This is a genomic window from Aureliella helgolandensis, from assembly GCF_007752135.1.
Taxonomy (GTDB): domain Bacteria; phylum Planctomycetota; class Planctomycetia; order Pirellulales; family Pirellulaceae; genus Aureliella; species Aureliella helgolandensis.
The window spans coordinates 6,851,908-6,863,971 of record NZ_CP036298.1; the positions used below are offsets into that span (position 1 = coordinate 6,851,908).

The following is a 12,064-nucleotide window of genomic DNA, read 5'->3' on the forward strand; positions in this document are numbered from 1 at the left end:
ACTCGGTTACCGCCGCCGTTCTGCTAAATGCGTAGTACATAGATGCCAGACGAGAATCCCTATTCAGCACCTAGTCACCACGCCGAGAAGGACGAAGCAGTCGCGCCGGTGACTGAAGACTCACGATTGGACTATGCGCGGTATGCCAAGGAATCGCTTTTTCTCCCAGGACTGTCCATTCTTTTTAACGCTATTGCCGGAATAATACTTGACGTTGTCTTGCTACAGCAGAATTGGGATGCAGCGGTGTCGAATGGAAATTCACAACCGTTCTTAATCACTATAATCGCACTTATACTCTACAACCTTTTCATTGCGTTCGGTGCGACAGAGATGATGCGACGAAAATCATTCACGTTTGCCCTTTTGGCATGTATACTGACGATCATCCCACTCTCAACCTGTTGCCTCATTGGCGTGCCGTTAGGAGCATGGGGCTTCAATTTGCTGCTGAAGCCGGGAATCAACACGGCCTTTTCGAGAACAATTTGAGCAGAACCAAGCCATGAACCCAAGTCGCCGGTCTTGTGTTTAGTTACATCAAAATCAACTTCGGCGACTGGGTTATGGCCGCCGTTCTCCATTGCAAGTCCAATTTAGCATGATGAAAATGCTTACCATTCGCAATGCATTGCTCATAGTGGCGGTCTTCGTCGTAGTCGGCTTCTTCGTTGCTGACCGAATCCGCTTGTCAAATGAGTTCGAAATACACAAGAAGGAGGCGTTCCAAGATTCTCTAAAGCGCCAGTTTGCTGTAGTCAAGCGAAACCGCGCGATGCTGATCGAGAATTTCATTGTGGCTACAAAGAAAAAGGGCATGACTGCCCTAGACGGTTACTTCTTTGCCCTGACTTCAGCTGAATTGGTAGATATATGGGAGCACGAGCGAGATATTGATGAAGGCAGGTGCGAACGCGCAACGGTAAGTGCGAAGCGAATCCTGCAATCTCTGGATTGCGGGCAAACAAAAGATTACCTCGACTTTGCGAGGAGAATAGTGGGGGACTATCTCGAAGACAAAACGGGAAATCGCGAGTTTGATGACGTGACGTTGGTAGATTTCTTGGGCTTACAGGCGTCTGACGACCTTGAGAACTTTCGAGACTTCATGACAAGGGCTTGTGAAGATAGTGTTGCTCGTGGAGACGATTTTGAATCTGATTTTGACTCTAGGTTGCAAAATGCTCCGGCTGGTGAATATCGTCTGTTCTAGCATTTCACAATGCGTGTACTTGTCGTTAATCAGTAGCTGGAGAACCATGACATGCACGGGAGCACGGCTTGCAGCGTTTTTTGCAATGGATAGTCAACTCTCCGTCCCCCGTGATGTCTGCCGTTACCCCAGCAAACTGATGAACCTATCCTTCACTCCTGCTGGACGATTCCACTCGCCGTTTCGGATCTTCATTCGTGGTTTGAACGCAACGGATCACGTGGCGTTCATCGCCGATTGTGGCCTCCACGGATACCGACGAAAGGAATCACACTCATTACATCGACAACTTGCGATCGTGTCTCTTGACGGTTGGACAATGTTTGCGGATGACTGGTTCTACACGCTTTGGCATATGCCAACCACGAAGCAAACTATCAAACGTGCCGCAGATCGCTTCGACGTGTACTACGATTTGGTCGGCGATTGTGACGAATCATATGAATTCGGATACTTCTGTTCTGGTAAACTCGTGCGTGAGGTCAGCGTCGCTAGCCCACACTACAGCGACCAAATCCTCGTAACAGACGACGGGATACCGTTTGCGATTGAAACTGATGACAGAAAAACGAACGACATTGAGGGGTATGTTGATGCCATAGCTCGTTGCGTTGGCATTCGTTTGCCTACGGTCGAAGACACTGTGCTGGCTTTCGGGCCTACGCAAGAACTGGGGTAACCAAGAAATGCACCCGAGTTGCCGATCGGACGTTTTCTGAAATCGAAATCTCTTGGCGGCAACCGGGTGATTTCAAGCGTTCTGCCGCGAAAGACAAAACATATACCCCAATGGAAAATCCATACACACCCACCGGCGTTCCTGATGGAAACCGCGGAACGATCTTTGACGTAGCGCAACGATTGCTAGCGCTACTACTTTACATACTTGTCTGGGCGTTGTGCGTCTATTCATCTGGCCCACTATTAAGCCGCGCGCTCGGATTTCAGATAGACTCGACGAGAATCCCAGGCAGTTCATTAACCATGATGGAATCGTTTAGTCTTTTTGCTACGAGGTACTGGTTCACGTCGTGCTTGCTAATCGCGACGCCATTCAACTTGATCGCCTGGATTGCTCTCCGACGCAGAAGTCATGACCATACGCGATGGAAATTGCTTGCCATATGTAGCGCGTGGATTCTCCCCTCGATCCTACTCGGATGGCTCGTATTTGGTCCACTGTTGGTCTTGCGATGAATCTCGTAGCCTTTGCTGGTCGCGTACAAACCACTGCCAGCAACGCGGCAGAACCAAGCCATGAACCCAAGTCACCGAGTCAGCCAAACTTACTAACAAGCCTACTTCGGCGACTGGGTTATGGCCACCGTTATCGGGCGAGGAGCATGAATTGAACATACGCGCCTCAATTATCGACCACGTTGAATTACTTGCTGAACCGAGTGCTCAGCTGCGATACGAAGAGTCGCTCGTGGATGCAGGACACGCACCAACCGAGTTGATTTCGATGTTCTGTGATGATCTTTTCGATCCCAAGAGCGAATCGTTTGTCGATGCGTTTACCCGAGAAGAGCACAAGGAACTCGCGCACTTGTATGGACTCCTTGCCGAAGCCGCACAATCCGAGCATACAAGCGTGCCTCAGATGCTAAAGGACCCTATATGGCGTAGAGTCGTCCAGCTGTCGCAGCAACTAAACCGTCACCTTCGTGAAGCCCGATAACATTGCCGTGCACCGAAGCGGCGAAGTCGGGCGGTCTTGAAATTGAAAATCTTTCGCCGCCGCTCGGTTACGGCCGGCGTTCCTCCAACAAGATGATTCAGCACAAGCCGTTCGAATGCCGGGGAAGTCACCCGACTTGATCGTGGTCGTCGCGACTGGAGCCCGGATGAAGAACGTGCTCCCTAAGCAATGTGCTCCCGGGATGATTCCCTTGCCACAATTATGTTCGTTTCTTTAATCGTTCGCGAAGTAGCGTTCGCATGATTGGACTTGTTACAATTTTAGCTATACACTTAACTTGCACAACTTGAGAACAGGAATTGAGTTTGAATGGCACTCTTAATTGTTGGCGCAATCGCCGCTGGTGTCGCCATGATGGCGAATAATAACGAGGACTCTCCAGTACTGTGGGGAATCATTACGTTCATCGCTGGGATCGCTGGCGCGTTCGTCTTCGGTTTTCTCGGAGCGTTGATCGGTTCAATATTGGGGGCGGGACTTTATATCGGGAAGACGCTGAGATTTGGCTAACTCTTTCTAACGCTGGAGGAACAAAGCCATGAACCCAAGTCGCCGATCGCGCGTTTAGTTATATCAGTATCAACCTCGGCGACTGGGTTATGGCCGCCGTTCGCCGACAGTTCAATTGAGACTTACTTGTTAGTGATTTCCCTTCCGAATCCTAGGGGCGTAAGAAGGGATTATCCCATGGATTTTCAGTACCATTGATCGCGATGCGCAACGGTCTAATTATCCGGCGTCTCAGCGGATGGTCGTAGCTGACGCTTGAGCTGCAAACCCCTATGATTTGTTGGGGTTGCAGTCCGCTCGCCTCTCTCACAATGCCGATAATTCATGCAGCGCTCAATTCATCCTATGACGCGCAGCGGTCTTTTAATCCGTGGGTCCTGGGTTCAAGTCCCAGCGCCCTCACTGTCTTTTTCTTCTCCCATGTGCCATCCCGCCGATCGCGCTGCAACGCGTAGCAAACGCCAGGGGATAAGGACCGCCACCTTCGGTGAGCTAGCTTCGCCACGATATTGATCTGCTGGCACCCCAGCCTCTTTGGCTATCGACTATCGGTCCCCTCAACACGTCAAGCATCAAGCTAACGGGTTGTCCCAATCGCGACTCGCCGCGTGACAGCCTACTGATTCAATCGAAATCGCGGTGCTCGTACTCGGCCACAACCACCCTCCCTCGCAATAGCCGTCGAGGCGATCGTGATCGAAGATGGGTTTCGCCTAGCGTGTTGCGTTGCGCGTACAAGCGCGAGTAGGAGTGATCTGTCCCCACCATTTTCCCATGGCCATCGCCCGTTGGTACGATCACTCACAGCGACGCACCCAACGCGATGGCGAAAGCCGTCTAGCGTGCTCATGATTCGGCATGCAGCCGCATGGCCCCCGGTACCAGCGTGGAAGTGCTGGGCCGCCTCGTCGACACTCAGCGATCGATCGCGAAGCCTTCCCACAACGAAAAGTGCGTGCCCGACAGGACGCGTTGCCGGCCCGTGAATGTCTGAACTGCTTGCCCTTGGCAGGCAAAAAACACGACAGGAGAATGACAGCTGTACAAGAAACGGCCGTCGCCGATGCTGGCAAATGTTTTTGGTGGCTACAGGCAGCAGTGATAATACGGGGAACGCGGCCACAACCGGGCAAGAGCGGAGGACTTGACTAGTTCGCTCGGGAAAAGCGGCTGAGCGCCTCATCAGTTCACTGTGCTAATAGCAATTCAGTGGTCGGTCGGCGTGGTTGAAAGAGCACCTATCTCAGATTCTGCCACAAAGACAACAATGGCAATAAGAATGCCAGCAAGCACACTACGCCCAAAAGCACACCCGCCACACCGGCAGAGCATCTAAAAAGATGGCGAGCTTTGCCAACTGGAATACTAAACAACAGCAGCATAACAATGAATGTAGCGATCGATACACAGACCCCCGGATAGAACTGCAGCAAGTACTCAGTTGCAATTGGCAATTTGACCGCAAATTCTAAGAAGACTGGAAGGAGGATTTGTCGTCCGAGAATTAGGAAGCGTCCGAATCGTTGTTAAAAGTTGAAAGGTGGTCTCCCAGAAGGCAATATATTGCCTTCTGCATTTTCCAATTTACGTCGGTTACCGCCGACGGGGAGACCACCATGACTGAATCTAGTTTGTTGCGCGAGCTTGGGCAAGTTTCGAACGCTGAAGTTGGCGAAGTGTTTCGCGAATTCTTACGGGGCTCGATCGTGAAGATGGCCTGTGAGGTAATGGCTGCCGAAGTGGCTGAACTGTGCGGCCCAAAGCACGCCCCGAGCGATTGTCGGACCTATCGAGCTGGTAGCGCCGCGGGACGCATCTTGGTCGAAGGTGAACGGGAGTCGGTGACGCGTCCGCGAGTTCGCGAGCGTCAGGAGGCGGGGGGAAGCCGCGAAGTGGAGCTGATCAGCTACGCTGCCGCCAACGATCCTGAGCAGCTGGAGAAGGCTGTAATTCAAGCGTTGATGTCTGGGGTAAGCACTCGTCAGATGTCTGTGGTGAAGCCGAAGTCGCCAGGCGTAAGCCGCTCGAGCGTCTCGCGTCTATGGCAAGAGGCGGGAACACGATTGATCGACGAGCTACGCAGCCGTGATCTGTCGGGGCATACGTGGTGCATTCTGATGCTCGATGGTATCCGGCTAAGCTCAGACCAGACGGCAGTGGTTGCTCTCGGTATTGATTCTGAAGGCTGCAAGCATGTGCTCGACTTTGCGCTGGGCAGTAGTGAAAATGCAGTTGTATCCAATGAATTGCTTGCTCGCTTGGCCCGTCGCGGCTTTACTTGCTCGCAGCGCTTACTGGCAGTCCTGGATGGCAGCGATGTGCTTCGCAAAGCGGTCAAGGAGCACTTCCCCGACTCGGTCATCCAACGCTGCTTAGTTCACAAGGAACGCAACATTCGTGGCAAGCTATCGAAGCGTCATACGGGTGAACTCGCTCGGCTGTTTAGACGACTCCGTAGCGTGCAGGGTTATACCGCCGCACAAGAGGTCGTCGGCGAGCTAGAGGCATTCCTTGAGCCTCTCAATGCCGAAGCGTTTAAGAGCCTTCATGAGGCCGGTGAGGACCTGCTAGCCCTTCACCGACTCGAAGTGCCAAACACGCTCCATCGTTCACTGCTAAGTACCAACGCGATTGAGAACTCCTTCCTGAACACGCGTCGCCGCTTGGGGCGTGTAACACGATTCCGAGCCGACACGGATCAGGCGAGTCGCTGGCTGTCCTACGCACTGCTTGAGGCCGAAAAGGGGTTCCATCGAATCAGCGGCCACAAGGAACTACCTAAGCTGATTGCCGCCCTAGCGAGAGAACACGCGGCTACACCAACAAAGCCGCCGTCGGGGCCCGTGCCGTCGCCTACGGCTCCGGCGACGGCACGGGCCCCATCACTTTAGTTCCACCACCTGTTTGATCCTAAAGACCTTTTCCAGTACCCTTTAGCCAGCGAGACCACCAACAGTTTTAACAACGCAAGGGACATCCCCGAGAATTACGCATATGGATAGGGCAAGCCACAGCCAAACAACCGCGAAATCGGCAATGAGCCATCGACTTGGTTGGGGTTCAATTGACGGTAAGTCGTTTGAATGTAGGTCGTTCATATGAGCCTCTACCACGGCAACTCCCGTGTGCAATTAGTGACTAACGGTGTCCACATAGCGTCCAACATCCCCCGGATAGAACGGTTCATATTCCTCTTGCGAATACGGCTGCAAGCTCGACGCAGGTGCATAGCGTAGGCAGTCGCCGAATTGAGCCGTGACATAACCGCTGGGCATGGTGCGATCAGCTTGACGGCACAGCAGACTCCGTAACGAACTACAACGATTGCGATGCATTTTCTAAGTCTACATTAATGCACGCTTTCCAGCATTTTTACGAGAGGCGAATTGCGGCACTCTCGCTTAGTCGCAGTCAGTGCACTTTGGTTCCCCAATTTCTCTCGGGTTGGTTCGGTGGTTTCAAGTGGTTTTCAGTTTACGCTTGGTGTGTAATTCGATGAGGGATCCGCAATATTGTCATCGTCTCGCAAAAATCCGTGATTCATCGCCTAAGGTAGCGAATTCCACTCGGACCACAACGGCGTTGCTCCGTTTCAAGGAGTTGATTGCTTATCAATCGCGACACCATCGAGAGCTCGGCGCGCAATGCTGCTACTCAACCTTGCGTCTACCGACGGTACGGCCAGAGGCCGCACGGTAAACGTGTATCTGGGAAACGCACTCCCTCATAGGTAAACGCGGTAAGGTCAAGCTGCCCCCCCCCGCCGGCGCAGACATGCGATCGCACTGGTATCAGTATGGATGCTTTGCAAGGGAATCGCTAGTTCGGAACAACGCGGAAGCTGCAGGATCGAAGCGGCTACGCGCGGAAGCCCTGTATCGGACTCGAGATTCACGCAGGCCGCTCGCGTATCCCAATCCTCCGAACGCGGCTAGATAACAGAGGGCAGGAACAATGTTCCACGCTTCCGACTGTCCACGCACCTTGGGAGTCTATTGATGAAGATGCCAAGGCCACAAAGGATGACTTCAGGGTGGTGTACGGCTCTCTCCGTTGGTAGAAGCGTTCCTGTCGAACATCCCAGACTACAGAGAGCGATAGACGGATTACAAACTCAGAACCGACTGCGTCGCGAACTTCAGTGCACCCTACTGTTCTCCAGCAACAGCAGCCCTCGCAAGTTGCTTTGCCATTGGGATGCAGGCCAGGGAAATGCCGCGAGAAGATTCATACACGCCGCGCTGTTCCCCGACAAAACCACATTTTCTGTAAAACGGAGCTGCGTTGAGCGTGGAGTTTAGAGTCAAGAGTGTTAATCCAGCAGCTATCGCGCGAGATTCCAAATGCGCCATAATCGAGTGTCCAACGCCGGTACCCATTCTTTCGGGTCGCACGAATACTGCATCCACTTGACCATTTGCATGGTCGAGCATTCCTGTGCCCACCACGCTTTCGTTCAACGTGGCAACGTACCAGTGCCTGGCAACTGATTGAATAAAAGCATCAGTGATCTCGCCAGCCGTCCATGCCGCCAACTGTTCATTGGGGTAGTGCCCCGTACATTGGGCAAGAATCGCGACATTGCGAATATTCCATGCGGCAATCGCGTCTTTAAGCTCGGCTTTGCGGATAACAAGTTTCATTGATTCTGCCAGCGACCGGCCGCGTTGACCGACACGCAGCAATAGATGTTCTATTTCAAAACCGTTTGGCGACCGCGGAAACGTGACCAACGCATTGTTACATACTATCCATCGCTCGAGCCTCGGCATTGTCAAAGAATTGTCTGAACTCTGCGCCATCCCCCATCAACTCCTTGAGCCCGTCCCAATCAAGTTCTACGTTGGTCAAATCCCGCTTGAGTTGTTGTACACGCGTCCCATCATCGCCGGACGAAACCAGGAAGATCACTCCTTCATCAACCTTGTAGGATTGTCCGTCAATTGTGACGACCCCATGCCCATTGACCGGAATCTGGAAGCTAAAGGGAACATTGCCAACGTGACCATCGCCGGTAAGCCCCGACGGTCCGCCGCTATCCCTACCGCCCGAGCTATTCCCAACCCCCCAAATCATGAACCGACTTCCAGCCCGGTAAACGGCGTATTCGATGGCAGGTTGTCCGTCGAATGATTCGCTGACTGCGATGGCCCCGGACGGTCCGCCGAGATCAACACCAGATATGTCTGGCGTCATGTCGCAGCCCATGAGTAGCAATGGGAACAATGTTATTGCAATTGTGGTTCGCATCATGACATGTTTAGGCAAATAGAGGAGGCGTTGATTGGGCCGCCGCCAATCAAAGTTGACTTCAATAACGACGCGATTGGCAGCTCCGCGTCCCATGCTTTAACCAACTCACTGTTGGCTGATTAGTTTTTGCTGGACAGGTCAACAGCCGGAATGGTGAGCGAGATTTTCTCTGCACCGGCATTCACATCGATGACCTTTACGACGCCAGAGTTTGCGGTGACGAGTAGTGTCGTGCCGTCGTTGTCGAGAGCGATTTGATCGACGATTTGTGACATTGACTTGAGGGGTGCCGATTCAGCATTGGGCGTTTCGAAAGCCATGTGTAGCAACTCGGATTTGGTTGCTAAGTCGAAAACAACAATCTCACCACCCAACGACTTCTTGAACTGTTGCTGCGCGAGTAACGCCATGATCGGGTCGTACACGGATACGGCTGCGACGCGTTTCCCGTCGGCGCTAAACGCAATTTGTGTCGTCGTGCCGAAGCAGCTTCCCATAGTTGCCTGACGGCCACCTTCAAGTTGGTGGATGTAGAAACGCGACTCACAGGCTAGGTTGCCGGTACAGTCAGCGAACACAAGACTCTTTTGGTCGGGTGAAAATGTTGGCGCCATTGCCCGATTCGGCGTGGCGAATTCGTGGAGAACAGTGTCGTTTGAGACAGACAGGACTTGGATCTTTTTGAAGTCGACTGCGACTCGCATTTGGCCATCAGGGCTTACGGAATGTTCGCTCTTGCTATTGGAATCGGAGCGAAAGCTTAAGGTGTTATTGGACTCAAATCGGAATTTTAAGCCAGGTTCTTGCGCCACCAATCCGGCACCGGAATTGAACGCTACGACGATCATAACGACCGCAACCAGAGAGTTTCGAAGCATGTTTGCTCCTGTTTTGCATTCTGTAAGGGAGTGGATGGGGCGGCCCCGCGAACAGCGTCTACCTCGACTCTAATTGCGAATAATCGGAATCAGTGCCGTCGATTAAGACGCGTCGACAATCGCCAAAATTCAATCGCTGTTTGTAGCTGAGCGCACGGCGTTGAACTGTCCACCGCGGAAGAGTCTGACTTCAAGACGCGTTTTGTCGGCGTCTCCAGCTCACGGAGTTGTTCGACCGTCTTCTATTATTGCAGGGCCTGCAGTTGCTTCCAGCGCATGCGGTAGCAGATGCGGCGCCGGGGAGTCTGGAATCCCGAGAATAACGATGAGAGCATCGGTCTTCGTGCATTGGAGGTAGAACGGATCAGGCATCCGACCGGAGACTGATATCAGCACCGGCGTCTTTTCCTTGAGACGATTCAGAGCCTCATTGCGTTCCAATCTCCTGCCTTTTAAATCAACGATCCGGTTTTGTGAGTCGTCAGACAGTTGCGTTGCCGGGTGATAGCCCATCGAAAGTGTCAGAACGGCCTCCTCAACATTGACCTTGAATTCTGGCCATTCGACTTTCGGCTGCTGTTCGCCAACAACCTCCCATGTAATTTTTGGTAACGACAACTGAACCGCCCATCGCTCGGAGTCTGCAGACGCGATGGCCGCGCCCAAAACGGGAGGAACATCCTTCGGCAAGGCGGCCGGTTCGCTCGCGAGCACAATCCTGCAGGCAATCGAAACTAGGAGCATGAAGATCGGAAACGTTTTCATTGTCCATTCCCACTTTCTGGCCGAACGACATAGTTATCCCCGAATAGCTTCGGAGGGATTGAACCAATGTGGCAATTATCCCGCGACGCGCCTGCAAGTCCAATGCATTTCTGCCAAAGGTGGCATAAAATCCCCAAATAAGATTGGCGGAGAAATCATCGCATAATGCCAGTTATTCCACCATGCTTCGTCCGACAGTGCGGTCTAGGAACACGGTTACCATGTGGCGCAAGTGCGTGGTACCGGGTGCGGTTAACTCAATGACATCGAATTGATAGCCCCCCGGTCTCAGGTGTGCGATCGCACTAGCGTCCATGTGGAGCGTTGCAAGTGCGGGCAACGTGGCAGCCGCTGGATCCGGAGCGGCAACGTTGGCAACGATCGACAGCCTTGCAGCTGAATCGATTTCCACGCAGGGCGATGCACTGTTGATTCATTGCCTCAGAATGCAGACCAGACTGCCGCCAGCCGACTATCACTGCGACGACAAAACCATTCTAAACGATCGCTATTCCAACCAAAGGAGAGCCTAGGAATAGACAGTAGTGCAAGCAACTCAGGTACCGATGGCGGGAAGTGTTTTTGGCGACTGCAGGCAGCAGTGGTGGTGCGAGAATCTGCGGACTGGCTGCCCCACAGCTGAGCTGCTCAAGCTGGCGGAATCTTGCGAGCCAACGACTCATGATGAACGCAGGCACGATTGAAACCGGCAATTCCCAATCCCCCCTGATTCGCGAGCCGGGGATCCAGCTGGCAAAAGCCAAGCGTGCCGAGCTCCCTGGGGCACACACTCGCATCGTGGCAGTTACGCGAGCCAATCGCAAGCTGCAACCCAAACGCCGGGCAAGCGATCGCCCAACGTGCGATCGACTATCGCAACGTTACAATGTGAGCTCGATGAATTGCGACCCAACTGTGGATAAGCCAAGATGTTCGACGATTTGGGCTAGGCTACGCCCCCCCCTTAGAGCTTGTTGACGAAGATGCCTCAAGCCACAATGGACGACATTTAGTGGTCCGGTTTTATAGTTGGCAGAGGAGTTAATGCCAACGCCGGAGTCCATCAGGTTGCACCTAAGTGTTCCCGTACTTTACCTATATTTTGCAGAAGCTAATTTTACGAGAACACCTCTCCCTCCTTGGTTAAGGAATTCTTCTAGGGAAGCAAGCAATTTCTCGATTTTCTTGTGCACCCTTTCTTCTTGAGATACGACGATGCTCTGATTCGGATAATCAATCGAGAACACTCCTGTGCCTCCACGCTCGCGCCAAGAATCGGGGGCAATGGCTCCACGGATAAGTCTCTCTGCGCTCTGAAGTTGAACGTCGAGAGGTGAATAGGAGCTTATCAGCGGCGCCAGAGAATAAGTTTTGGTGGATAGCCCGCTTTCGTAGCCGATTGGCTTAACGCCGCACAGGTGTGTTAATATTAAAGCGTTGTCGCTGTTTGGTAATTTGCTGTCGCTAGTTGGTAGTGTGTTGTCACTATTTGCTAGTCTGTTGTCGTTAGTTGTTGCTGTGTTGTCGATCGTTGACTGTGCGGTGGCGGAACGAACCATGTCGCCCGGTTTCAAACCGTAGACATATGCGGCGAAAAAAAACGCTGCGACCAGCCAGCCACCAGCACCCAATCCCACCTTCCAATTTCGTTGCATGTCAAATCCTTTTTTTGTCTGCGGGAAGAACATAAGTACCCCCGAACAAATCTGGGGGGGAATGGCCCAATGTGGCTATTGTCACGCA

Annotated in this window: 13 protein-coding genes; 6 read left to right on the top strand and 7 right to left on the bottom strand. The window is 52.8% G+C overall.

Annotation, left to right across the window (positions count from 1 at the left end; translation table 11 throughout):
* The first annotated feature begins 42 nt into the window (after positions 1-42).
* From Q31a_RS24190 to Q31a_RS24215, 6 genes are all read left to right on the top strand, one after another.
* The gene (locus Q31a_RS24190) at positions 43-492 is read left to right on the top strand and encodes a hypothetical protein (RefSeq protein ID WP_145083596.1); all 450 of its coding nucleotides are present in this window, start codon (positions 43-45) and stop codon (positions 490-492) included.
* 118 nt (positions 493-610) lie between these two features.
* Positions 611-1,213, top strand: a complete 603-nt coding sequence (locus Q31a_RS24195; RefSeq protein WP_231690919.1) for a hypothetical protein — start codon at positions 611-613, stop codon at positions 1,211-1,213.
* Positions 1,214-1,298: 85 nt separating this feature from the next.
* Positions 1,299-1,892, top strand: a complete 594-nt coding sequence (locus Q31a_RS24200; protein WP_197355616.1) for a hypothetical protein — start codon at positions 1,299-1,301, stop codon at positions 1,890-1,892.
* A gap of 669 nt (positions 1,893-2,561) precedes the next feature.
* Entirely contained in the window at positions 2,562-2,894 is a 333-nt protein-coding gene (locus Q31a_RS24205; protein ID WP_145083605.1) for a hypothetical protein, read from the top strand.
* A 330-nt stretch (positions 2,895-3,224) separates the two neighbouring features.
* Complete coding sequence (locus Q31a_RS24210) at positions 3,225-3,425, top strand: GlsB/YeaQ/YmgE family stress response membrane protein (protein ID WP_145083608.1); 201 nt, start codon at positions 3,225-3,227, stop codon at positions 3,423-3,425.
* Positions 3,426-4,948: 1,523 nt separating this feature from the next.
* Positions 4,949-6,316, top strand: coding sequence for an IS256 family transposase (locus tag Q31a_RS24215; RefSeq protein ID WP_449224065.1), 1,368 nt, complete (start codon positions 4,949-4,951; stop codon positions 6,314-6,316).
* 240 nt (positions 6,317-6,556) lie between these two features.
* Here Q31a_RS24215 and Q31a_RS24220 read toward each other — a convergent pair whose 3' ends face one another.
* The 7 genes from Q31a_RS24220 to Q31a_RS24250 all read right to left on the bottom strand — a co-directional run bounded on the left by Q31a_RS24220 (position 6,557) and on the right by Q31a_RS24250 (position 11,976).
* Positions 6,557-6,760: a hypothetical protein gene (locus Q31a_RS24220; RefSeq protein WP_145083611.1), complete on the bottom strand. Its 204-nt coding sequence runs from the start codon at positions 6,758-6,760 to the stop codon at positions 6,557-6,559.
* 813 nt (positions 6,761-7,573) lie between these two features.
* Complete coding sequence (locus Q31a_RS24225; protein ID WP_145083614.1) at positions 7,574-8,068, bottom strand: GNAT family N-acetyltransferase; 495 nt, start codon at positions 8,066-8,068, stop codon at positions 7,574-7,576.
* A gap of 97 nt (positions 8,069-8,165) precedes the next feature.
* Positions 8,166-8,771, bottom strand: a complete 606-nt coding sequence (locus Q31a_RS24230; protein WP_145083617.1) for a hypothetical protein — start codon at positions 8,769-8,771, stop codon at positions 8,166-8,168.
* A gap of 26 nt (positions 8,772-8,797) precedes the next feature.
* The gene (locus Q31a_RS24235) at positions 8,798-9,556 is read right to left on the bottom strand and encodes a WD40 repeat domain-containing protein (RefSeq protein WP_145083620.1); all 759 of its coding nucleotides are present in this window, start codon (positions 9,554-9,556) and stop codon (positions 8,798-8,800) included.
* Positions 9,557-9,775: 219 nt separating this feature from the next.
* Entirely contained in the window at positions 9,776-10,321 is a 546-nt protein-coding gene (locus tag Q31a_RS24240) for a hypothetical protein (RefSeq protein ID WP_145083623.1), read from the bottom strand.
* A gap of 172 nt (positions 10,322-10,493) precedes the next feature.
* Entirely contained in the window at positions 10,494-10,733 is a 240-nt protein-coding gene (locus Q31a_RS24245) for a hypothetical protein (protein ID WP_145083627.1), read from the bottom strand.
* Positions 10,734-11,412: 679 nt separating this feature from the next.
* A complete protein-coding gene (locus tag Q31a_RS24250) occupies positions 11,413-11,976 on the bottom strand; it encodes a molybdopterin-binding domain-containing protein (protein ID WP_145083630.1) in 564 nt (187 codons plus the stop codon).
* Positions 11,977-12,064: the final 88 nt, after the last annotated feature.

What these genes read in the sequence shown, in the direction of transcription:
- Q31a_RS24210 (WP_145083608.1), top strand. Translation starts at nt 3,225, where the DNA reads ATGGCACTCTTAATTGTTGGCGCAATCGCCGCTGGTGTCGCCATGATG.
- Q31a_RS24235 (WP_145083620.1), bottom strand. Translation starts at nt 9,556, where the DNA reads ATGCTTCGAAACTCTCTGGTTGCGGTCGTTATGATCGTCGTAGCGTTC.
- Q31a_RS24240 (WP_145083623.1), bottom strand. Translation starts at nt 10,321, where the DNA reads ATGAAAACGTTTCCGATCTTCATGCTCCTAGTTTCGATTGCCTGCAGG.
- Q31a_RS24190 (WP_145083596.1), top strand. Translation starts at nt 43, where the DNA reads ATGCCAGACGAGAATCCCTATTCAGCACCTAGTCACCACGCCGAGAAG.
- Q31a_RS24225 (WP_145083614.1), bottom strand. Translation starts at nt 8,068, where the DNA reads ATGAAACTTGTTATCCGCAAAGCCGAGCTTAAAGACGCGATTGCCGCA.
- Q31a_RS24195 (WP_231690919.1), top strand. Translation starts at nt 611, where the DNA reads ATGCTTACCATTCGCAATGCATTGCTCATAGTGGCGGTCTTCGTCGTA.
- Q31a_RS24200 (WP_197355616.1), top strand. Translation starts at nt 1,299, where the DNA reads ATGGATAGTCAACTCTCCGTCCCCCGTGATGTCTGCCGTTACCCCAGC.
- Q31a_RS24220 (WP_145083611.1), bottom strand. Translation starts at nt 6,760, where the DNA reads ATGCATCGCAATCGTTGTAGTTCGTTACGGAGTCTGCTGTGCCGTCAA.
- Q31a_RS24250 (WP_145083630.1), bottom strand. Translation starts at nt 11,976, where the DNA reads ATGCAACGAAATTGGAAGGTGGGATTGGGTGCTGGTGGCTGGCTGGTC.
- Q31a_RS24230 (WP_145083617.1), bottom strand. Translation starts at nt 8,771, where the DNA reads ATGGGACGCGGAGCTGCCAATCGCGTCGTTATTGAAGTCAACTTTGAT.